Raw genomic sequence first — 20,009 nt, 5'->3', positions numbered from 1 at the left:
TGGCGGGCGGAAACGACAATCTAGCTGTTGGCGAAATGCCACTCGATCAGCGGCTTCATGTGCGGCGACAGCCCCTCCGGCAGGTCGGCGGCGTGACGGATGATGACCGGCCCCTCGATTTCCGGATCGGTTTCGGTGGCAACGAAGGCCGAGATTCGGCGCGCGACCTCATCGGCCGGCTCATCGACATGATAGCGGCGGAAAATCACCGTGCCGCTTGCCGTCGACAGGGCGTGCCAGCGCACGCCGCGCCTGGCGTTCGACAGGTCGATGCCGGTCTCTTCGCGCACCTCGCGGATCATGTTGAAATCGACATCGACCATCCCGTCGCGGAAATCGACAGGCTCGAACGAGCCGGCGGCGAAATAGACGCGGCCGGCATTGACCGTCTGCGGTCCCATGCGGATCGCCACCAGCGCATTGTCGCCCGCCACCAGCACGGCATGGGCATAGGCGTGCTCGGCGCCGGAGTTCTCGGGCCGCTTCCGCCAGAGCATGAAGGTGGAGTAGTTGACCGCATGGCAGCGGCCGACGAGGCGGTTGTCGCGCCAGGCAAGTTGCGACAGCAGCACCACCGTGCCGTCGAACAGCGCGGGATTTGCTGCTATCTCGCGCTGCCAGTTCTCGACGATCGCCGCCGCATTATCCCTGGCGAAAGGATGCGGGCCGGGGTCGAGCCGGACGTCGACGGCATCGACCGCCAGGATGACATTGCGCGGCAGGTCGAAACTCATGCCAATCAAACCCCAGTCCCTGTATCAAGCCATGTCCAGCGTGATCGCCACCGGGCAATGGTCAGACGCTTTCGGCCGGTCCCAGCCGGCGCGCGGGAAGCGCTCGACCTCCTGGCCCGCCGGAAAGATCGTGCGCCAGGGCTGGCCGTTGCGGATGATGTCGGGAACGGCGGTGGCATTCTTCGCCGCCAGTCCCCTGGAGAGCAGGATGTAGTCGAGCTGGCAGAGATGCCGCTCTTCAGGCCCGCGTGTGTGATAGAAGGTCCAGCGGTTCATTTCCGGCCGCCGCTCGATGACGTTTTCGCAGAAGCCGCCTGCCGTCAGCACGTTGATGCAGGACTGGTTCTCGTCGACCACCTCGAAACGGTAGCCGTCGACATCATCGCCGGCGATCTTCACGCGCTGCCGGTAGTCGTTCATGTCGCCGCAGATCGCCCAGCGCTTGTCGGCGGCATGGTCCCCACCGAAGCGCTCCTCGATGATCCGGCGCACGGCTTGCGCCTCCGCGACGCGCACCGGCATCGTCGCCTCGCGTCCGTCCAGCCCGTTGCGTGGCGGACCCATGGACTTGAAATGCACGAGATAAAGCGTCAGCGGCAGGCCGCCCACGGTGATGTCGACTTCCAGGCAGTCGCGCCGGAAGATGCGTTCATTGGCCTGGCTGCCGAGGGCCGCCAGTTCCGGCGTATGCAGCCCGAACTGCTCGTAGGTGACATAGGCATGGCTGGTCATGCGCACGAATTCGATCGGCTGTCCCTGCGCGGTCTCGTTGCGCATCATCACGGCGACGTCGATGCCGCGCGAATCATTGCCCGATGTGGTGTATTTCTGCCGGTAGCCCTGCCCCACCATCTTGAAGAGATAGCCGTATTCGAAGGCCTTCAGCGCCTCGATGTTGTCGACCTCCTGCATGCAGATGATGTCGGCCCGGGTGGCCGCGATCGCCAGCGCCGAGAGCTGGCGCGTGTCGTCGGACTGCGCGATGGCGCGGGCCTGTTCCAGCATCTTGTACTCGGCCTCGCTCTGGATATCGAACAGCGCCAGCGTCCGATCCTCGTTGAGTTGGTTGCGATAGCCGGAAAAATCGAACCTGTTCATCAGGTTCTCGACATTGAAGGTGGCAAGGCGCAGCGACATGCCCTGACCTTTGCCTGCAAGAGCGCCAGAAAACAAGATCGCAGGACCACAAGCAGGGATCGGTTGGTCCTGACGGCATTCGCGCCATGGTTGACGGAACCTTTCCGTTCATCCGCCGTTCAGACGCAAACGTCCACATTGGGCCCATTCCAGGGTAGGCGTGGGGCCTGTATCTCTTGGAGAGTACAATGAACTCGCTCTTTTCTTCCACTATCAAGTCCGGGCTGATAGCGCTCGGCATTGTCTCCGGCATCACGGCGCCGTCGGCCGCCGGACCGATCCTGCAGCCGAACCTGTCGCTTCCCACCAGCACCGCGGCACCGACGGTCACGCCTGTCCGCGACAGCTGGGCGGGCGGCAATAACAACAACCGTGGCTTCAACAATGACTGGCGCTGGCGCCGGTCGGGCCATTGGAACGGAAACCGGAATTGGAATGGAAACCGGCACTGGAATGGTGGCGGCAACTGGAATCGCGGCGACGACTGGCGTTGGCGCCATGGCCGCCGCCACTACCACGGCGGCTACTATGATGACGGCGCCGCCGCGGTCCTTGGCCTGGGCCTGGGGCTCGGCCTTGGCAGCATGTACAACAACTACAACAACTACGATTACTATGCGCCGCCGCCCCGCCGCCATTATCGCGCCGGACGGCTTTCCAACGCCCATGTCCAATGGTGCTACAACCGCTACCGGTCGTATCGCTCCTGGGACAACACGTTCCAGCCCTACAACGGCCCGCGCCAGCAGTGCTACTCGCCTTACAGCTGAGTTAGCCCGATGATCCGGAAATGAGAAACGGCGCCACGTGGCGCCGTTTCTGTCTTGATGGAGCTGATTTCGCTCGAGTACTGGCCTTGTCGACCGGTTGCGCATCCGCAGGGCTAAGCCCGACAACGCGCAAACAAGGATGTGGATGTCGCTTAGTTCTTGGCCTTGTCGACCAGCTTGTTCTTGGAAATCCACGGCATCATCGCGCGCAGCTTGGCGCCGACTTCCTCGATCTGGTGGCTGTCATTCATGCGGCGGATGCCCTTGAAGCGCGACAGGCCGGCACGGTATTCCTGCATCCATTCCGACGTGAACTTGCCGGTCTGGATGTCCTTCAGCACGCGCTTCATCTCGGCCTTGGTCTCGGCGGTGATGATGCGCGGGCCCGAGACATACTCGCCCCACTCGGCGGTGTTCGAGATCGAGTAGTTCATGTTGGCGATGCCGCCTTCATAGATCAGGTCGACGATCAGCTTGACCTCGTGCAGACACTCGAAATAGGCCATTTCCGGCGCGTAGCCGGCCTCCACCAGCGTCTCGAAGCCGGCGCGGATCAGTTCGACCAGGCCGCCGCACAGCACGACCTGCTCGCCGAACAGGTCGGTCTCGCATTCCTCGCGGAAATTGGTCTCGATGATGCCCGAACGGCCGCCGCCGACGCCGCAGGCATAGGAGAGCGCCAGGTCGAGCGCATTGCCCGAAGCGTCCTGGTTGACGGCGACCAGGCACGGCACGCCGCCGCCCTTCTGGTATTCGCCGCGCACCGTGTGGCCCGGGCCCTTCGGCGCGATCATGACGACGTCGACGGTCGACTTCGGCTCGATCAGGCCGAAATGCACGTTGAGGCCATGCGCGAAGGCGATCGCCGCGCCATCGCGGATGTTCGGCGCGATCTCGTTCTTGTAGATGTCGGCCTGCAGCTCGTCGGGCGTCGCCATCATCATCAGGTCGGCCCATTTGGCGGCGTCGGCCACGCTCATCACCTTGAGCCCGTCGGCCTCGACCTTCTTGGCGGTCGCCGAGCCGGCCTTGAGGCCGATGGCGATCTCCTTGGCGCCGGAGTCCTTGAGGTTGAGCGCATGTGCCCGGCCCTGGCTGCCATAGCCGATGATGGCGACCTTCTTGCCCTTGATCAGGTTGAGATCGGCATCACGATCGTAATAAACACGCATTTTGTCTTCCTTCCCGTTTTTAAATCAGAGGCTTTGTGGCCCGGTTTTTGCTCCATGAAGAGCGAGAAACTGCTGCGTCGCCCGCGCGGCATCGCCGCCGATCGCCGCCTCAGTCAATTCCAGCCGGTCGCCGAGCAGCAGGCGGATCTGCACGTCGCGGGCGACCAGCCCGAAAAAGGTACGGAACGCCGTCTCGGCATCCGTGAATTCCAAAAGTCCGGCCTGGCGCCCCGCCTCGAGCACCGGCTTCAGCCGCCTCGCCAGCGCGAAACGGCCGTTCTCCAGCACAACAGCGCCGAGATTGTCCTTACCCGATCCGGCATGGCCGACCGCCACCCGGTTGAGCGCGATCGAGGTGTCGCTGGAGATCACCTTGAGCCAGTCGGAGGCGAAGCGCTCGAGGCTTGCCGTCAGCGAGGCGAGGTCGAGCCCCTTGCCGTCAACCGAAGCCACGCGCACCTTTGAGGCCTGCCACTGCACCGTCGCCGTCAGCAACCCGTCACGGTCGCCAAACCACTTGTAGAGCGTTTCCTTGGAACAACTGGCCCGCCGCGCCACCGCGGTCATGGTCAGATGATCGCCCTCCTCGACCAACAGCCGCAAAGCCGCATCCAGAACGGCCTTCTGCCGCTCCGTCAGCGCCTGGCTGTTGTCGATGTCGGCGTTTGCCAGCAACACGCTCTGTTCCCGTTCAAAGGCAGAGGCCTTGGGGTCACCCAGAAGCCGTACCGTACGTTACGGTTCGGCATATTGCGCAATCCGATGCTCGGCGCAAGGGGACATGACGAAAAATATCCGCAACTATCCGCGCGACGCACGCAGCGCCTATGCTCAATCGCCGGCAGGCGGATGGCGCAGCCGGCCAAGCAGTGCCGACACCATGTTCAGCTCGTCCGGCGAGAGCCTGGCGCCAACCAGTTCGGCGATCGACCGCCCGTAAACGGCCCACATCCGGCGGCGCGTCTCGCGCCCCTTGGCCGTGATGCGGATGGTCTGGCCTCGGCCGTCATCGGCCACCGGCAGCTTCTCGACCAATCCGTCGGCCTCAAGCCGGGCCAGCAGCCGCGAGATGTTGTACTGCGCAAACAGGGTGCGCTCGATCAATTGAAACGGCCGCAAGCTCCCCTCGCCCGCCTCGGCGAGTTCATGCAGCACGTCGTACCAGGCAAGCGGCGGCAGGCCGCCCTCTTTCAGGGCGTCTTCGGCACGTTCCACCAGTTGGCGCGAAACGCGCATCAGGCGAGCCCAGGCCTTGATGGCTTCCGGAGAAGGCGTGGCTTTTTCGGTCATAAGCCACCCTAGGTGATAGATGCAGATGCATCAAGCTTGACGATAAATGCACACGCATCTACATAGATGCAATTGCATTGATTATCGAAAGGCAAATCATGTCCGACAAACTCGTCCTCGTCAGCCACCCTTTGTGCCCCTATGTCCAACGCGCCGCGATCTCGCTGGCCGAGAAAGGCGTGCCGTTCGAACGTGTCGACATCGACCTCGCCGACAAGCCTGTGTGGTTCAAGGCGATCTCGCCGCTCGGCAAGGTGCCGCTGCTGCGCGTTCCGCAAGAGGGCGGGGAGACAGTGCTCTTCGAATCCGCGGTCATCCTCGAATTCCTGGAGGAAACGCAGGCCGGCGCTCTCCACCCGGCCGACCCCTACGCTCGTGCCCGGCACCGTGCCTGGATCGAATACGGCTCGGCCATCCTCAACGCCATCGGTCGCTTCTATTCAGCGCCGGCCGAAGCGGGCTTCCTTGCCGAATCCGGTGCGCTGTCCGCCATGTTTGAGCGCCTCGAAGCCGAACTGGCTGACAACGCCGACCGGAGCGGCCCATGGTTCGGCGGCGACCGATTCTCGCTCGTCGATGCGGTGTACGGGCCGGTTTTCAGATATCTCGACGCTTTCGACCGGATCGGCGATTTCGGCATCCTGGACGGCAAGCCGCGCGTCCAAGCCTGGCGGAAAGCCTTGAACGATCGACCGTCGATCAGGAACGCCGTGGCGCCGGACTATCCGCAACGCCTGCATGCCTTCCTGCAAGCGAAGGGATCTTTTCTATCGAGCCTCATCCGCCGAAGCGATGCAGCCGGACCATTTGCGTTGGCGCGGTCCGCGTGAACGCCCGCGCGCATCACTCGCTTGAGCGGCCTCAGTTCTCGAACATGACAAAGGCGGCCCAGACCCGCGGATCCTGGGCACCTGATATCTTGCCGCCGCGGGCATCGCGGCGGGTCTGGCGCAGCGCTTGCGGATAGGTCTGCCCGGCGGCGAGATAATGGTAGAACCCGACCATGAAGGCGGCGGTACCGGCGTCGTCCACCGGCCACAACGTCAGCAGCGAACGTTTGGCGCCGGCAATGTTGATTGCCGTCGGCAGGCCGCGCAAGCCACCGACGAATGTCTCCTGGCCACGCGCCGTCTCACAGGCGGACAGGACAAGCAGGTCGAGCCCCGACAGATCCCAGCTCGTCAGTTCCATGCCGTAGAGCCGGCCATCGTCATCGTCACGTTTCATCGACTGCCGGTCTCCGGCTTGCGACAGCACGACCTGGCTCTGCCAAAGGGCGTTCACGCCGCCCACGCCGCCCTCTTTTTCGTCGCGGTAAGCGCCGTGGGTGGCCAGATGCGCGACCGTCGCCCGCTCCATATCCTCGCGTAGCGTCCGCTCGCTGGCGGCCGTTCCGGTCAGCATTTGGACCGAATAGTCATCGGCGCGCAGGATCGAGGCGATCTCGTCGACCTCCTTGGCTGTGCCCGGCAACGGCTCCGCCCCCTTTTCCGGACCTCGGGCATAGTCCAACCCGCCGGCCAACAGGGCTCTGCCGGACTTGGGAAGACTCTGGTCGACGCTGGCGTTCAGCAGCGATTCCGGCCGCGTCAGCATGCGCACGGCGAAACGGTCATCAAGCGTCGCGCCCTTGCCGTCCTGCAGCAGGGGGAACGGCACCGAAAACAATTTGCCGTCCGGCACCACGAAGAGCGTGTCGGCGCCATTGAGCGACGGCTCCAGCGGTGCGATCAGACCGGCATAAAGCCCGGTGAATGTGGCGTTCAGGTCGACCAACGTCACGGCACCGCGCTCCTGCGCGGAACGCGTCGACCTCAGGTTTGCCATGCGTGTTTCGCGAGCGGCCGGGATGAGCCGGCGCGGATCGCCGAGATCGTAGAGGCGTGGCTGCTGGTCCTTGCGTGTGACGATCGCATAGAGGCGCTCGTCCTCCAGCGGTTCGGCGCTCTCCCGATCCGCCCGCCACTTGCGGGTGATGAAGTAGTCGATCAGCGCCTGATTGGGCTTCAGCAAGGTGCCGGCCGACGGGAGGGGTTTGTCCACTAAGCCCTGGCTGAAACTGTACTTGGCCATGACCTTGGCGATGGCCTTTTGGTACGCCGCCTCAACCTGATCGGGCTGCACCGCTCCCGGATCATCGGAACTGTCACCGCTGGAAGCCGCCTCCTGATAGGCCAGGGACAGTTGGATCCCGGCGTCGATCAAGTGCCGTGTCTCCAGATCATTCGAATCGATCAAGCGGGATAGCCTGCGCAACAGGTCGCGTTTTTCATTTTCAAGCGTCGGCCAGCGGCGCACGGCTTCAGCAAACGCCGGCACCACCGACGCATTGTCCTTTGCAAGGCGCGCATAGTCGTAGAGCATGTCGTCGGCCAGGGCGCGGCTGGCCTCCGCAACGACGGGATTGCCTGATGTGCTCACCTGGAACCAGTTCCAACGCAGCATGTCATCGTCGAGAGCAGCGAAATCGGCGGCCGCCGCGGCAGGATTCCTCCTTGCCTTGAGATTGGCCATCGCCTGGCGCGCCGCAAATGTCAGTGGATGCACCACCCCGTAAGTCGATCCGGCAACGCTATAGGCCCGTTCGAGTTGGGCCATACTGCCTTCGGTGTCGCCCACGGCGGCAAAATGCGCGGCCAGCAGGTTAGCGATCTTGATTGCCAGTATCTCGGGATAATTCGGGTCGGTGGTCAATTGCCGCAGTTGTGCCAGCGTTGGCTGATCGAGCGGCTGCGCACCAGAGAGCACCCTGGTATAGAGCATCCAGGCATCGGCCTGTTCGACCAGATTGCCTTCCTGCTTGAGAACGACGGCAATGTCCCGGTCCTGCTGGAAGTGGCGCAAGGCCTCGTCGTATTTGCCAAGGTCCAGATAGTCCTGCGCGGTGTTGTTGGCGCTGACCAAAACGTTGAAGTGGTCCGGGCCGTAGTAGCCGATCCGCTTCTCCAGCACGGCCAGATCATATTGCAAGGCGCGTGTCGGAGCTCCCATCAGGCGCAGCATGTCGGCCAGATTGTTCCGCAGCTTCCAGATGAAACGGTCATCGGTGCCGGTTACCTGCTCGGCCAACTTCAGATTGCGCTGCTCGATATTGATGGCTGACGCGATTTGACCGAACGCCGCGACCCCGGTCGCCAACACATCGTTGGCATACAGGAGTTCCTGCGACTCCTTGCCGTGATAGTGGGCGTATAAATTGGTGGCTGTCGCGCACATCGACACGAAGCCCTGATAATCCTTCTCCGCCTGCTTCAGCATTGCGTAGTTGAGATAAAAGTCGGCGCGTTTGGCGACATCCTGCTGCATCGCCCTCGTCTTCAGGCCCTCGGCAAAAATCTCCTCGGCGTCGTCGAGGATCTGGTTGTTGAGGAATGTCGCGCCTGCGTTCGAGTAACTCTCCACGGTGAATTCGTAGAGGTCGCTTCTGGCGGCGGAGAGCAGCGCTGCCCGCAATTGCGCATAGCCTTCGTCGAAGCGTCCCGCGTCCATCATCAGCCCATAGGCGGCGTCGATGCGGGCGCTCAGCGCGGCCTGGCTGTCCGATGGTTGCTGTTGGCCGGACTGGCTTGTCGTCTGGGCGTATGCCTTCGGCATAGGCAGCGCGACGATCAACATCGCCAGCATCGAGGCCGCAACGCGCATCAGGCCTCTCGGTCCTCTGGCTATGGACATCCCTGTGTTCACGCGGATCGGCCTGGCGAAAACTCTATGATGCAGTCGTACCATGACCTGGATTTTGCCCGAAATCCCATCGCGCTTCCCTCAGCCCTGCCCGCCTGAACGGATCGATCACCGTGCCGGCGACCATCGAGGCCAGAAGCTGCGGTGCCGGCGGGATCTTTGCGATGGTCGCCACCAGCCTGTCGCGGATGAAGGGCAGCGCCACGGAATCGGATTGGTAGAATGGCGTGAACGCCAGCGACAGCGCCTGAAAGACACGCACGTGCCAGCGCCGCGCCCTGGCATAGGCTTCAAGTGCTGCCTCGACGCTCTGCGTGCGTGCCAGCGCATGGCTGAGCGCCGCGGCGTCGAGCAGCGCCATGTTGGCTCCTTGTCCGAGTTGCGGGCTGGTCGAATGCGCGGCGTCCCCGATGACGGCCAACCGCCGGCCTACCGGCAGCTTCATCGTGTGATGGCCGTAGCGGGCCAGTGACAACTGGTCGAAACTGTCGATCTGGCGGGTGAACGCTTCGCTCTGCGGCCACAGCCGCACCAGCCTCTCCTTCCAGGCGTCGAGGCCGGCAGTGCGCACCGCGTCGGCATCATCAGGCTTCAGGCTCCAGAAGAAGGCCGCCATTTTTTCGGCACCGGGCTCCGGCCGGCCGATCGGCAGCACGCCGATCATCACGCTGGCCTTGTCGTAGCGCTGCAAGAGCGCGTGCTCGTCAAAGCCTTCGCCGCGCCAGCCGAGCGATGCCCAGAACGCGCCATAGGTGAGTGGCCGTGGCGCGCCTGCATTGCCGGCATGCTGCCGCAGTTTCGAGCGCGAACCGCTGGCGTCGACGACCAGATCGAATGGCCCTACCCTTCGCCCGTTGCCACGGATGAGCGTCGCCCGTTCGCCAGCCTCCATGGTCTCGATCTCGACGCCGGTCTCGATGGCGATCGCCTCGCGCCGGGCGGCGCGAAAGAGCACGCCGAACAACGCCGCCCGGTGCACCGCCAGGCCAAAACGGCGGCCGCGCTGGGCATCATAGCGGACGTCGAGCACGGTGCGGCCGGTCGACGCATCGGCGCCATGCAGCCGGTCGATGCGGGCGCCTAGCGCCAATATGTCGTCGAGCAGGCCGAGATCGGCAAGAACCGTCAACCCGGTCGGCTGCAGGATCAGTCCGGAGCCGACCGGCTTCGGCTCCTCGAAGCGCTCGAACATGGTGACCCTGTGCCCGGCCCGCTTGAGATAAAGCGCCATGGCCAGCCCCGCCGGACCGGCGCCTGCAATTGCGATGTCGTAGGAAATGCCGATGCCCCCAAGCCGAACTGGCCGGGACAATCCTTCAGCCGCTGTGTGAAATCAAGTCGCGGCGCCTGGTTCTGTCTGCCTGTTCAAACCTGTGTTGCGTCGAAGCCGGCCCGTGCCGCGCGCACCGCGTCATGGTTGAATTCGGCCCACTGCAACAAATGCTGCAATGCGTCAAACATCGAGCGCCCGAGATCGGTGAGGCTATATTCGACGCTCGGCGGCTTGGTCGGGAACACTTCGCGATGCACATAGCCGTCGCGCTGTAGATCGTAGAGCGTCTGGGTCAGCATGCGCTGCGAGATGTCGGGAACCAGCCGCCGCAACTCGCCGAAGCGATAAGGCTGCTCGGCCAGCGCCGCCATCAACAGCGAACTCCACTTGCCGCTAAGCCCCTGGATGACGTCGCGGACCGGGCAATCGGCGAGATTGCCGCCGTCGGTCATGGCTTTGTAGATGTCGAGTTTGGATTTCAGATTGATGATCTTGCTGTCCACGGCTGGTTCCCTGCCTGTGCCTACCTCCCCAAAAACTGCCTTCTTTACGGCACCAGGTCAATTCCTATTTTAGTGCTGGTCTCTTTTTGAGACCACCAACCAAACCGCCTTTCGGCGCAATGTCAGGATCCCCCATGACCGCAACCCTTCTCGTCACCGGCGCTTCCGGCCAGCTCGGCCGCAGCGTCATCAACCACCTGCTGGACACATTCAAGATACCGGCGGGCCGGATCATCGCCACCACGCGCACGCCCGCCAACCTTGCGGACCTTGCAGCGCGCGGGATCACCATCCGCCAGGCCGACTTCGATGACACGACGTCGCTGCCAAAGACCTTCGAAGGCGCCGACCGGGCGCTCATCATCTCGACCAACGAGTTGGCGATCCAGGGAAAGCGTCGCGAGCAGCAACTGGCGGCGGTCGCCGCTGCCAGAAAGGCAGGTGTCAAGCATCTGCTCTACACCTCCTTGCCCAACACCGAGCCGGGCTCGCCGGTCCTCTTCGCGCCTGACCACTACGATACCGAGCAGGCGATCAAGGCGAGCGGCATCCCCTACACGGTCTTCCGCAATGGCTGGTACGACGAGAACCTCTTTATGGCGGTGCCGCAGATTCTGGCGTCGGGCCAATGGTATACGTCCGCGGGCGACGGCGCCATTTCCTATGGAGCGCGCGACGATCTCGCCGCGGCCATAGCCGCGGGGCTGGCCTCGCAAACCGTTGAGAGCAAGACCTACACGCTGACCGGCCCCAAGGCCTATACGACAGCCGAAGTCGCCGCGCTTGTCACTGAAGCCACCGGCAAGCCGATCCAGGTCGTCCAGCTCTCCGATGAAGCACTGACTGAGGGCATGAAGGCCGCTGGGCTTCCCGAGCCGATCGCCAAGCTTCTGGTGTCCTTCGACGCCGCCACGCGCGCCGGCGGCCTTGGCATGGTGACGGATTCGGTCGAGACGCTTTCCGGTCGAAAGTCGGTATCGCTGAAGCAGTTCCTGGAAGCCAACAAAGCCGCGCTGGCTGGTTGAAACCAGAGCGGTGGGAGGTCACCCTCCCGCCGCGCTACTTCGATGTCTTGAGCAGGCCGAGCCGGACCAGGCTCTCACCGGTGGCAGCCAGCGCGTCTTCGCGCGGGCGCGGCGCCCAGCCGAGCACACGCACCGCCTTGGCGTTGGTGGCATTCTTGACCTTGCCCAGTTCCGTCACCAGTTGCGCGGCTTCGGCGTTGAACAATCCGACGATCCGCACCAGCCAATCGGGAAGCTGCCTCGTCGAGACGCGCGACGCCGCGTCGCCGAGCCGCGCCTTCACGGTCTGCGCGATTTCCCGCACTGTCATGAAGTCGCCTGATACCGCGAGGAAGCGCTCGCCTTTGGCGGCTGGATTGGTCATGGCACGCACATGCAGGTCGGCCACGTCGCGTGCGTCGACGACGCCGAAGGACAGACGCGGCAGCCCCGGCATGGCGCCGTTCATCATCCGCTGGACAAATTCGGTGGAGGTCGAATGGTCGGAGCCGAGAACCGGTCCGAAGATGCCGACCGGATTGACGACCGCCAACTCCAGCCTGCCGCCCTCGGCGGCGATGAAATCCCAGGCCGCCCGCTCGGCAAGCGTCTTCGACTTCACATAGGCGCTGACCTTGGCCGTCGGATCGGTCCAGCTTTCCTCGGTGAATGGCCGGCCGTCCGGCGGCATCTTGCCATAGCCGATGGCCGCGAAGGACGAGGTCAGCACGACGCGTTTGACACCAGCGTCCCGCGCCGCCCGCAGCACCCGCAGCGCCCCCTCGCGAGCCGGGATGATCAGATCATCCTCATGCTTGGGCACGCCAGGCGGAAATGGCGAGGCGACATGGAGCACGTAGTCGCAACCGGCGACGGCTTGCAGCCAGCCCGCGTCGCTCGTGAGGTCGGCGATGGCGAAGGACAGCCTGTCACTTGGCTCGATGCCGCCGGCCTTGAGCATGGCCAGCACATCGGCTTCCCGCTTGGCGGAGCGCACCGTGGTGCGTACGCGGTAGCCGGCCTTCAGGAGTTCAAGGATACAGTGGGCGCCGAGGAAACCCGATCCGCCGGTGACAAGCACCAATTCGCCGCTCATGCCCGCCCTCCACCAGGTTAGGTCGAGGCGATCAGCTTCGTCAGATCGCCACCTGCGTACCGATTTCTACCACGCGTCCGGTCGGGATCTGGAAATATTCGGTCGCGTCGGCGGCCGTGCGCGCCAGGCCGATGAACAGCCGATCCTGCCACACCGGCATGCCGGAGTTGGGCGAGGCCTTGAGCGACCGGCGCGACAGGAAGAAGGACGTCGTCATGATGTCGAACTTCCAGCCCTGCTTGCGGCAGATCGCCAGCGCGCGCGGAATATTGGGCTGTTCCATGTAGCCGAAGGTCAGCGTTACCCGCATGAACAGTTCGTTGACCGTCTCCATCTTGACCCGATCGCTGTCGGGCACCACCGGCTGCGGCGCCGTCACCACCGAAAGGATGACGTTCTGCTCATGCAGCACCTTGTAGTGCTTCAGGCTGTGCATAAGCGCTGTCGGCGCGCTGAGCGGATCGCTGGTCAGGAACACCGCGGTGCCCGACACCAGCTGCGGTTTCTTCTTCAACAGATTGCCGGCGAGGAAATCGAGCGGGATCTCGTTACGGCGGGTCTTGTCGAACAGGTAGCGGCTGCCGCGCACCCAGGTCCACATGGCAGTGACAATGGTGAAGGCCACCGCCAGCGAGGCCCAGCCGCCCTCGAACACCTTGACGATGTTGGACGCGAAGAAGCCGATGTCGATGAACGCAAACAGTGCGGTCATCGCGACGGCCACCCACAACCGCCATTTCCAGATGCGGGTCATCACGACGTAGAGCAGCACCGTCGTCACCAGCATGTTGCCGGTCACCGAGATGCCGTAGGCCGAAGCCAGCTTGCTGGACTCGCCGAACCCGACCACCAGCATCATCACCACCAGCGCCAGCAACAGGTTGACGCGGGGCATGTAGATCTGGCCGGACTGTTTTTCCGACGTATGCAGGATTTCCAGCCGCGGCAGCATGTTTAGCTGCACCGCCTGCCTGGTCAGCGAGAAGGCACCTGAAATCACCGCCTGGCTGGCGATGACCGTCGCCGCTGTCGCCAGCACCACCATCGGGATCAGCGTCCAGCCTTCGTTCATCTCGAAGAACGGATGGCCCACGACGCCATTCTTGGCCAGCACGAAGGCACCCTGCCCGGCATAGTTGAGCAGCAGGCAGGGAAACACGATCGACAGCCAGGCGAGCACGATCGGCTTGCGGCCGAAATGGCCGAGATCGGCATAGAGCGCCTCGGCGCCGGTGACGGCGAGGAAGATGGCGCCGATGGTTACGAAGGCAACGTCGGGCGAATGGATCAGGAAAGCGACGATATAGTGCGGACTGACCGCCCACAGGATCTCCGGATCGGCGATGATATGCTTGAGGCCGGACAGGCCGATGGCCAGGAACCATACGGCGGTGATCGGGCCAAAGATGAGCGCCACGCCGCCTGTGCCGAAGCGCTGCACGGAAAACAGGATCGCCAGGATGACCAGCGTTAGCGGCACGACATAAGGCTGGAAGGTGGGCGTGACGACATTCATGCCCTCGACCGCCGACAGCACCGAAATCGCCGGCGTGATGACGGCGTCGCCGAAGAACAGCGAGGCACCGACGATGCCGATGCCCAGGATGACCGCCGAGCGCTTGGGGAAACTGCCGCGCGCCAGCGCCATCAGCGACAGCACGCCGCCCTCGCCGCGGTTGTCGGCGCGCAGCACGAACATGATGTACTTGATTGTGACGATGATGGTCAGCGACCAGATGATCAGCGACAGCACGCCAAGGATATCGCCACGCTCCGCGACTTGACCGCCCGAAGACGCCACCAGGGCCTCGCGAAAGGCGTAGATGGGGCTGGTGCCGATATCGCCATAGACAACGCCAAGCGCGCCCAGCATCAGCACCTTGGTGCTATGCTGCTCGATCTCCGGATGGCTCGATTGTTCGACGGGTTCTGCCTCACTACCAGTATTGGCAAGGGCCATGGACGACACTCCGATAAGCGCGCGGTGCTCTACGCTTGCTGCGATGCAATATCAAGTACCGTCAAATTATGGCTGCCATGCCTGGTGCGCGAGGCTGCCATCATTTCCACCCACAAGCCCTGAGAAATCGACCCACCGTGCCGGCCATGCCATACTCCAACGCGTCGGCTGTCAACCCATGTCCGATTGACACTTCGGCCAATTCCGGAATGCGCTTCGCCAGAGCGGGCAGATTGCCCACCGTCAGATCGTGCCCGGCATTGACCTGGAGACCGGCGGCAGATGCCGCATCGGCTGTTTTCCCCAATCTTTCCAGCTCGTTGGCCGCCTTTGCGGAATCGGAATGGTAGCTGCCATAAGGGCCGGTATAGAGCTCGATCCGGTCGGCACCGGTATCGCGCGCGGCCGCAATGCTGGCGGGATCGGCGTCGGAGAACAGAGACACCCTGAAACCACCCTTCTTCAGGCGTTTGACGATTGGTGTCAGGAACGCCGCATCGGCGGCGAAGTTCCAGCCATGGTCGGAGGTTGCCTGTGCCGGATCATCGGGAACCAGCGTCACCTGTTCGGGCTGATGCTTTTCCACAAGCGCCAGGAAATCCTCGCTCGGATAGCCCTCGATGTTGAATTCGGCCCGCGGGAACTCGTCATCGATCAGCGCCCGGATCTCCGGCAGGTCGGAATGCCGCGTGTGACGCTCGTCGGGACGCGGATGGACGGTCAGCCCATGCGCTCCGGCGGCAAGGGCGAGCCGGCCGATGCCGATCACGCTGGGCCACGGCAAATCGCGCCGGTTGCGCAGCATGGCGATGGCGTTGAGGTTGACGGAAAGCTTTGCGGGCATGGGCTGGTGTCCGTGAAACAGGCGGGTTAACGGCGCGCCACAGCCATCCGTTCAGCCTCGGCGCGCTTGAGACCGGGCATCTATAACGTCTTTGACGGGAACAGATAGGGCTTTCCAGTGTTCCAGAAGACCAACTCTGTTCCGTAAAAGGAGGCCCGCCGTGAATTTCCTGCAATCCGTGCCGGCGATCCGTCGTATCGACACCAGTCGCGACGACCTGTTCGCAATCGATGTGGTCGGGCATGTCTCGGCGGCCGATGCGGAAAACCTGTTCGGCCTGCTGGAAGCGGCCTACGCGCTCCATCAGCGAATCGACGTGGCCGTGCGCATGGTCGATCACGACGGCGTCGACTGGGCCGACATCTCCGACGAGACCCTCAAGCTGGGCGCCGTCCATGCACTGGAGCATATTGGCCGCTGCGCGGCGATCGGCGCACCGGACTGGACGCCGGACGCACGGCACGCCCTGCCCGCGTCGTCACCCATCGAATTCAGGCATTTCAAGGCCGAGGACGAAGCCGAGGCCTGGGAATGGCTCGACGCCCGGCACGTCGGCGTGCGGGAAAAGCCGTCGTCGTAGCTACCTGACGATGGTCAGCCGCTCGGCGGCCCGGGTGATCGCGGTATAGAGCCAGCGCTGCCGGGTTTCCTTGAAGGCCCAGCTCTCGTCGAACAGCACGATCTCGTTCCATTGCGAACCCTGCGCCTTGTGCACGGTCAGCGCATAGCCATAGTCGAAATCGTCGAAGCGCTTCTTCTGCTGCCACGGGATATCGGCGTCGGGATCCTCGAACGCCGCCTTGAGCAGCTTGATCTTGGCGACGCCGCGGTCCGGATCGTCCTCTTCGGGCGAAACCAGCAGGTTGATGCCGGGCTTCACCGTCTCGCGCGACGAGGTCATCACCTTCCACAGCGAGCCATTGAGCAGCCCCTTGGCGGGATCGTTGCGCAGGCACACGAGCTTGTCGCCGGCCTGCGGATAGTCGGCATTGAAGCCTTTGAGTTCGCGCAGGCGCTGGTTGTAGCGGCGGCGCGTGCGGTTGGTGCCGACCAGCACCTGGTCGGCCCTCAGCACCAGTTCCTGGTTGACATCCTCCTTGCCGATCACCTGCGCCGTGCCATAGTCGCCGCGCATGAATTCGCGGCCCTCGCGCACATCGAGCGCCAGGCGCAGGATCGGATTGTCTCGCGCCTGCCGGTGGATTTCGGTGAGCAGGAAATCGGGCTCGTGATCGGTGAAGAAGCCGCCGCCCGAAATCGGCGGCAACTGGCCGGGGTCGCCCAGAACCAGGATCGGCGTGCCGAAACTCATGAGGTCGCGGCCGAGCTGCTCGTCGACCATCGAGCATTCGTCAATGACGACCAGTTTCGCACGCGAGATCGGGCTCTGCCGGTTGAGCGAGAAGGTCGGCGACATCGAGGTCTTGCCGGTGACCTCGTCCTCGACCGATTCCTCGCCCTTGGGCCTGTAGATCAGCGAATGGATGGTACGGGCGTTGACCGCCCCCTTGGAGCGCAGCACCTGGGCCGCCTTGCCGGTGAAGGCGGCGAACTGCACCTGGCCGTCTACATGTTCGGCAAAATAGCGTGCCAGCGTGGTCTTGCCGGTGCCGGCATAGCCGAACAGCCGGAACAGCTGCGGCTTGCCGGCTTGCAGCCAGCGGGCAACCGCCTGCAGCGCCTCGTCCTGTTGGGGTGAAAATTCCATCAGTGCGACAGACCGGATTCGCAAGCGAAACACAAGACAGCCGCCAATCGACTGCCGTCAATGACGCACCGCGCGCCTCCGACGGCTGAGGCTATCAGGCGCGCACGAGAACGTAAAGAGAACAAAAAGCAGGTGCCCGGCTCATCGTTGCTGTCAGCCGAGCGCAATCAAGGCTGTGCCGGCGAAGGCGAGCACCGCCCCCGCCCAGGCCGGCGCCGGCGGCCTGTAGCCGCTGCGCAGCCACATCATCGGCAACACCAGCACCGGCGACAGTGACGACAATGTCGAGACGATACCGACCTTGCCGCCGGCCAGTGCGGCCATGATGAGCGACATGCCCATGCCCGTGCCGATCAGCGCACCGCCAATGCCGATGCCGAGTGTTCGCGCCGACGGCTGGGAGCGCTTCGCAGCGCCAGGCAGCGGAACCACCAGCAGCAACAGGAACAGGGCGGCCGACACGCCGGTCCGGATCGCCATCGCCGTGAACGGGTTGACGCCCGATGCCATGACGGGACGCGCGACCAGCGCGCCGGCGGCCTGCCCCAGTGCCGCAATCAGCCCAAAGACGAGACCGACCGGCAAGGTCATCTGTTTTTCGGGCAGCACGGGCGTTTCGATGGGCAGTGTCGGGAAGATGCCCTCCGGCTGAACCTTGGCGGGGCGACCGAACAGGATGGCGAGCACGATGCCCGCTATGACCAGCGCCACGCCGGTCAGTTTCACCGGACCGACCGTCTCGTCCAGGAAGACGTAGCCCATGATCAGGGCAAAGGGCGAGGTCAAAGAGAAGACCAGCAGTGCCAGACGCGGCCCGAGCGCGAATATCGACGAGATATAGGCGGATGAGGCAACGAATATCCCGAACACGCCGGACGCAGCAAGATAGGCTACCTGCCACGGAACAAGGCCGCTCCAGCCGCCCAGCACCGTTGCCGTGATGGCGGTGGCAACGGTCACCGCGAGCGTTTGCAGCCGGGTCAGGGTCAGGGCATCGATGCGGCCGACCAGCTCACCGGCCAACATGCCGCTTGTGGCGATGCACAGGGCCGCGCCGATCGAGAGAATTTCCGACAGGTACATTCATTCTCTCTTGGGTAGAGGGCGGCTTTCGAGGCGGATGGTTGCCATCGCTCAGGCGAACGCGAGGATTTGGGGCGGTCCTGGACATCCGCTCACGTCGCGGATCGGAACTCCGGGTCGTTCTCGAGCAGGATCGGCCTGCCGTGGGGCGTGGCGTGCGCGGCGCGTTCCCAGGCCTGCGCCATCGCATCGACATCGGGCCTGGCGGCCAGTCCCTTCAACGCCAGCAGCCCTTCCAGCGCCGCCAGCCAATGCTCGTAATAGTCATGGCCGTCGGCTGCCGCACCCGGTTTCTTCACTTCCGCCGACAGGGCATCCGCCCATTCGCTCCACGAGAACAGGCCCTTGTCGTGCAGCGTCACCGTCATGGCGAACGCCTCGGCCTGCCAGGGCTCGGCGAAAACAGGCGCGTCGAGGCCAACGGGCAAATCGGCGGCGATCCCGTCAGGCCGGCTCAAGATAGCTCTCCCAGACGTCGATCGAGACAACAAGCGTCGGATCGGCGCCCTCGCCCCAGATCTCCGTTCCGTCGAAAACCACCGTATAGACCCATTGCGGATTCTCGCCTTGCCCATGCGCGTTGGTGTCGGGAAAGACGAAGCCGTCGCGCACCGCCTCGATCCTGCCAAGCTTGCCGCGCGCATAGCGCGGCAGCCGCGTGTGACCGGTGGGATTGAAATTCTTCGTCCGCACGTGCTGGCCGGCCTTGAACCGCGCCGGCGAGGCAACGGGCCGGTCGCAGGGACCGCCCTTGGCCAGCACCGCCGGCACGTTTTCGGCCTTCAGCACCCGCTTCGGGGTCGCCGCCGCATCGATCGCCTCGCCCGCCGCGAGATCGCGCTCGCTGACGAAGCCATGGCGCTTGAGCAGGGTCTCCAGCGCCTTGATCCAGATCTGGTAGTAGCTGGAGGAATAATAATCGGCCGGATGCAGCGATTCCCGCGCATGCCGGCTCTCATCGATATTCCAGGCTCCCATGGCGCCGGCGCAAAGCGTCACGCCGAGCGCCCGCCTCTCCCAGGCCGCGTGGAAATAGGGCTCGTCCTTTTCGGGCGCTACCGGGCCGAAGCCCATCTGTCCGCCAAGATCCTGGGGCCCGTTCATGCCGGCTCTTTCGCCAGGGCGGTGCCGATCATGGCATCGCGGCTCACCAGGTCGGCCAACTGCTCCTCGCTCCAGCCCTCGGTACCGTCCGGCCGCATCGGCACCACGAGATAGCGCAGCTCCGCCGTCGAATCCCAGACGCGTACCTTTGTTGCGGCCGGCAGCGTCAGCCCGAATTCCTCCAGCACGCCGCGCGGATCGATCACCGCGCGCGACCGGTAGGGCGGCGCCTTGTACCAGACCGGCGGCAGGCCGAGTACCGACCATGGATAGCAGGAGCACAGCGTGCAGACGACGAGGTTGTGGGTGTCGCTGGTGTTGAACACCGCCTGCATGTGCTCGCCCTGGCGGCCGGTATAGCTCAGCGATTCGATCGCCGCCGTCGCGTCACGCTTCAGCCAGTCGGCATAGGCGGGATCGTTCCATGCCTTGGCCACGACCCTTGCGCCGTTGCGGGGACCGATCTTGGTCTCGTAGGTATCGACGATGACGTCGATCGCGGCCGGATCGATCAGCCCCTTGCGGGTCAGGATGGTTTCCAGCGCCCGCACGCGCGCCGCAAACGGGTCGAGTTCATTGTCATGGTCATGATCATGGGACATGGCCACAAACTACGGGTCCGATCCGCCGGCAGCAAGCGCCACGGCTTG

The 20,009-nt window shown here is 64.0% G+C and carries 20 protein-coding genes; 4 read left to right on the top strand and 16 right to left on the bottom strand.

Translation table 11 applies throughout. The features are described 5' to 3' along the window. Nucleotides 1–20: 20 nt before the first annotated feature. Together AC07UC_RS18375 and AC07UC_RS18370 are read right to left on the bottom strand one after the other, a co-directional pair. Nucleotides 21–734, bottom strand: a complete 714-nt coding sequence (locus AC07UC_RS18375; protein ID WP_140775899.1) for an NUDIX hydrolase — start codon at nucleotides 732–734, stop codon at nucleotides 21–23. Nucleotides 735–758: 24 nt separating this feature from the next. Further along, nucleotides 759–1,871, bottom strand: a complete 1,113-nt coding sequence (locus AC07UC_RS18370) for an endonuclease/exonuclease/phosphatase family protein (protein WP_494906969.1) — start codon at nucleotides 1,869–1,871, stop codon at nucleotides 759–761. A gap of 188 nt (nucleotides 1,872–2,059) precedes the next feature. Between AC07UC_RS18370 and AC07UC_RS18365 the strand changes: the two genes are divergently transcribed. Beyond that, a complete protein-coding gene (locus AC07UC_RS18365; RefSeq protein WP_494906968.1) occupies nucleotides 2,060–2,641 on the top strand; it encodes a BA14K family protein in 582 nt (193 codons plus the stop codon). Between the two features lie 152 nt (nucleotides 2,642–2,793). Here AC07UC_RS18365 and ilvC read toward each other — a convergent pair whose 3' ends face one another. The 3 genes from ilvC to AC07UC_RS18350 all read right to left on the bottom strand — a co-directional run bounded on the left by ilvC (nucleotide 2,794) and on the right by AC07UC_RS18350 (nucleotide 5,103). Then, on the bottom strand, nucleotides 2,794–3,813 hold the full coding sequence (ilvC, locus tag AC07UC_RS18360; protein ID WP_010910140.1) for a ketol-acid reductoisomerase: 1,020 nt from the start codon (nucleotides 3,811–3,813) through the stop codon (nucleotides 2,794–2,796). Between the two features lie 24 nt (nucleotides 3,814–3,837). Then, complete coding sequence (locus tag AC07UC_RS18355; RefSeq protein WP_140775896.1) at nucleotides 3,838–4,491, bottom strand: TetR/AcrR family transcriptional regulator; 654 nt, start codon at nucleotides 4,489–4,491, stop codon at nucleotides 3,838–3,840. 153 nt (nucleotides 4,492–4,644) lie between these two features. Then, nucleotides 4,645–5,103 (bottom strand): MarR family winged helix-turn-helix transcriptional regulator, encoded by a 459-nt coding sequence (locus AC07UC_RS18350; protein ID WP_494906967.1) that lies wholly within the window; start codon nucleotides 5,101–5,103, stop codon nucleotides 4,645–4,647. A 98-nt stretch (nucleotides 5,104–5,201) separates the two neighbouring features. Between AC07UC_RS18350 and AC07UC_RS18345 the strand changes: the two genes are divergently transcribed. Then, nucleotides 5,202–5,933: a glutathione S-transferase family protein gene (locus AC07UC_RS18345; RefSeq protein ID WP_494906966.1), complete on the top strand. Its 732-nt coding sequence runs from the start codon at nucleotides 5,202–5,204 to the stop codon at nucleotides 5,931–5,933. Between the two features lie 31 nt (nucleotides 5,934–5,964). On the opposite strand, the gene AC07UC_RS18340 is transcribed toward AC07UC_RS18345, so the two are convergent. The 3 genes from AC07UC_RS18340 to AC07UC_RS18330 form a co-directional block, all read right to left on the bottom strand. Next, nucleotides 5,965–8,745: a CHAT domain-containing protein gene (locus tag AC07UC_RS18340; RefSeq protein ID WP_494906965.1), complete on the bottom strand. Its 2,781-nt coding sequence runs from the start codon at nucleotides 8,743–8,745 to the stop codon at nucleotides 5,965–5,967. Nucleotides 8,746–8,809: 64 nt separating this feature from the next. Continuing rightward, on the bottom strand, nucleotides 8,810–10,096 hold the full coding sequence (locus tag AC07UC_RS18335) for an FAD-dependent oxidoreductase (protein WP_494906964.1): 1,287 nt from the start codon (nucleotides 10,094–10,096) through the stop codon (nucleotides 8,810–8,812). Between the two features lie 53 nt (nucleotides 10,097–10,149). Next, the gene (locus AC07UC_RS18330; protein WP_494906963.1) at nucleotides 10,150–10,560 is read right to left on the bottom strand and encodes a winged helix-turn-helix transcriptional regulator; all 411 of its coding nucleotides are present in this window, start codon (nucleotides 10,558–10,560) and stop codon (nucleotides 10,150–10,152) included. 134 nt (nucleotides 10,561–10,694) lie between these two features. On the opposite strand from AC07UC_RS18330, the gene AC07UC_RS18325 reads away from it, so the two are divergent. Continuing rightward, nucleotides 10,695–11,585, top strand: coding sequence for an SDR family oxidoreductase (locus tag AC07UC_RS18325; RefSeq protein WP_494906962.1), 891 nt, complete (start codon nucleotides 10,695–10,697; stop codon nucleotides 11,583–11,585). 34 nt (nucleotides 11,586–11,619) lie between these two features. On the opposite strand, the gene AC07UC_RS18320 is transcribed toward AC07UC_RS18325, so the two are convergent. From AC07UC_RS18320 to AC07UC_RS18310, 3 genes are all read right to left on the bottom strand, one after another. Next, a complete protein-coding gene (locus AC07UC_RS18320) occupies nucleotides 11,620–12,660 on the bottom strand; it encodes an SDR family oxidoreductase (protein WP_494906961.1) in 1,041 nt (346 codons plus the stop codon). Nucleotides 12,661–12,700: 40 nt separating this feature from the next. Next, entirely contained in the window at nucleotides 12,701–14,620 is a 1,920-nt protein-coding gene (locus AC07UC_RS18315) for a potassium transporter Kup (protein ID WP_140775888.1), read from the bottom strand. 100 nt (nucleotides 14,621–14,720) lie between these two features. Continuing rightward, nucleotides 14,721–15,464: a pyridoxine 5'-phosphate synthase gene (locus tag AC07UC_RS18310; protein ID WP_494906960.1), complete on the bottom strand. Its 744-nt coding sequence runs from the start codon at nucleotides 15,462–15,464 to the stop codon at nucleotides 14,721–14,723. A 160-nt stretch (nucleotides 15,465–15,624) separates the two neighbouring features. On the opposite strand from AC07UC_RS18310, the gene AC07UC_RS18305 reads away from it, so the two are divergent. Beyond that, nucleotides 15,625–16,044 (top strand): SpoIIAA family protein, encoded by a 420-nt coding sequence (locus tag AC07UC_RS18305; protein ID WP_494906959.1) that lies wholly within the window; start codon nucleotides 15,625–15,627, stop codon nucleotides 16,042–16,044. Here AC07UC_RS18305 and AC07UC_RS18300 read toward each other — a convergent pair whose 3' ends face one another. The 5 genes from AC07UC_RS18300 to nthA all read right to left on the bottom strand — a co-directional run bounded on the left by AC07UC_RS18300 (nucleotide 16,045) and on the right by nthA (nucleotide 19,961). Next, nucleotides 16,045–17,172: an ATP-dependent DNA helicase gene (locus tag AC07UC_RS18300; RefSeq protein ID WP_140775885.1), complete on the bottom strand. Its 1,128-nt coding sequence runs from the start codon at nucleotides 17,170–17,172 to the stop codon at nucleotides 16,045–16,047. It lies immediately after the preceding gene. 153 nt (nucleotides 17,173–17,325) lie between these two features. Further along, complete coding sequence (locus AC07UC_RS18295; RefSeq protein ID WP_494906958.1) at nucleotides 17,326–18,255, bottom strand: EamA family transporter; 930 nt, start codon at nucleotides 18,253–18,255, stop codon at nucleotides 17,326–17,328. A gap of 92 nt (nucleotides 18,256–18,347) precedes the next feature. Then, nucleotides 18,348–18,713, bottom strand: a complete 366-nt coding sequence (locus tag AC07UC_RS18290; protein ID WP_494906957.1) for a nitrile hydratase accessory protein — start codon at nucleotides 18,711–18,713, stop codon at nucleotides 18,348–18,350. Then, on the bottom strand, nucleotides 18,700–19,359 hold the full coding sequence (gene nthB, locus AC07UC_RS18285; protein ID WP_494906956.1) for a nitrile hydratase subunit beta: 660 nt from the start codon (nucleotides 19,357–19,359) through the stop codon (nucleotides 18,700–18,702). Before nthB ends, AC07UC_RS18290 begins: the two co-directional genes overlap by 14 nt. Further along, the gene (gene nthA, locus AC07UC_RS18280; protein ID WP_202321661.1) at nucleotides 19,356–19,961 is read right to left on the bottom strand and encodes a nitrile hydratase subunit alpha; all 606 of its coding nucleotides are present in this window, start codon (nucleotides 19,959–19,961) and stop codon (nucleotides 19,356–19,358) included. Before nthA ends, nthB begins: the two co-directional genes overlap by 4 nt. Between the last annotated feature and the right edge of the window lie 48 nt (nucleotides 19,962–20,009).

It is taken from the genome of Mesorhizobium sp. GW821-FHT04C10 (genome assembly GCF_059420305.1).
This window is presented reverse-complemented; position numbering and strand designations above follow the sequence as displayed.

Excerpts from the sequence above, each read along its gene's own strand:
- AC07UC_RS18375 (WP_140775899.1), bottom strand. The coding sequence starts at position 734 with ATGAGTTTCGACCTGCCGCGCAATGTCATCCTGGCGGTCGATGCCGTC.
- AC07UC_RS18370 (WP_494906969.1), bottom strand. The coding sequence starts at position 1,871 with ATGTCGCTGCGCCTTGCCACCTTCAATGTCGAGAACCTGATGAACAGG.
- AC07UC_RS18365 (WP_494906968.1), top strand. The coding sequence starts at position 2,060 with ATGAACTCGCTCTTTTCTTCCACTATCAAGTCCGGGCTGATAGCGCTC.
- ilvC (WP_010910140.1), bottom strand. The coding sequence starts at position 3,813 with ATGCGTGTTTATTACGATCGTGATGCCGATCTCAACCTGATCAAGGGC.
- AC07UC_RS18350 (WP_494906967.1), bottom strand. The coding sequence starts at position 5,103 with ATGACCGAAAAAGCCACGCCTTCTCCGGAAGCCATCAAGGCCTGGGCT.
- AC07UC_RS18345 (WP_494906966.1), top strand. The coding sequence starts at position 5,202 with ATGTCCGACAAACTCGTCCTCGTCAGCCACCCTTTGTGCCCCTATGTC.
- AC07UC_RS18340 (WP_494906965.1), bottom strand. The coding sequence starts at position 8,745 with ATGCGCGTTGCGGCCTCGATGCTGGCGATGTTGATCGTCGCGCTGCCT.
- AC07UC_RS18325 (WP_494906962.1), top strand. The coding sequence starts at position 10,695 with ATGACCGCAACCCTTCTCGTCACCGGCGCTTCCGGCCAGCTCGGCCGC.
- AC07UC_RS18320 (WP_494906961.1), bottom strand. The coding sequence starts at position 12,660 with ATGAGCGGCGAATTGGTGCTTGTCACCGGCGGATCGGGTTTCCTCGGC.
- AC07UC_RS18315 (WP_140775888.1), bottom strand. The coding sequence starts at position 14,620 with ATGGCCCTTGCCAATACTGGTAGTGAGGCAGAACCCGTCGAACAATCG.
- AC07UC_RS18310 (WP_494906960.1), bottom strand. The coding sequence starts at position 15,464 with ATGCCCGCAAAGCTTTCCGTCAACCTCAACGCCATCGCCATGCTGCGC.
- AC07UC_RS18300 (WP_140775885.1), bottom strand. The coding sequence starts at position 17,172 with ATGGAATTTTCACCCCAACAGGACGAGGCGCTGCAGGCGGTTGCCCGC.
- AC07UC_RS18295 (WP_494906958.1), bottom strand. The coding sequence starts at position 18,255 with ATGTACCTGTCGGAAATTCTCTCGATCGGCGCGGCCCTGTGCATCGCC.
- nthB (WP_494906956.1), bottom strand. The coding sequence starts at position 19,359 with ATGAACGGGCCCCAGGATCTTGGCGGACAGATGGGCTTCGGCCCGGTA.
- nthA (WP_202321661.1), bottom strand. The coding sequence starts at position 19,961 with ATGTCCCATGATCATGACCATGACAATGAACTCGACCCGTTTGCGGCG.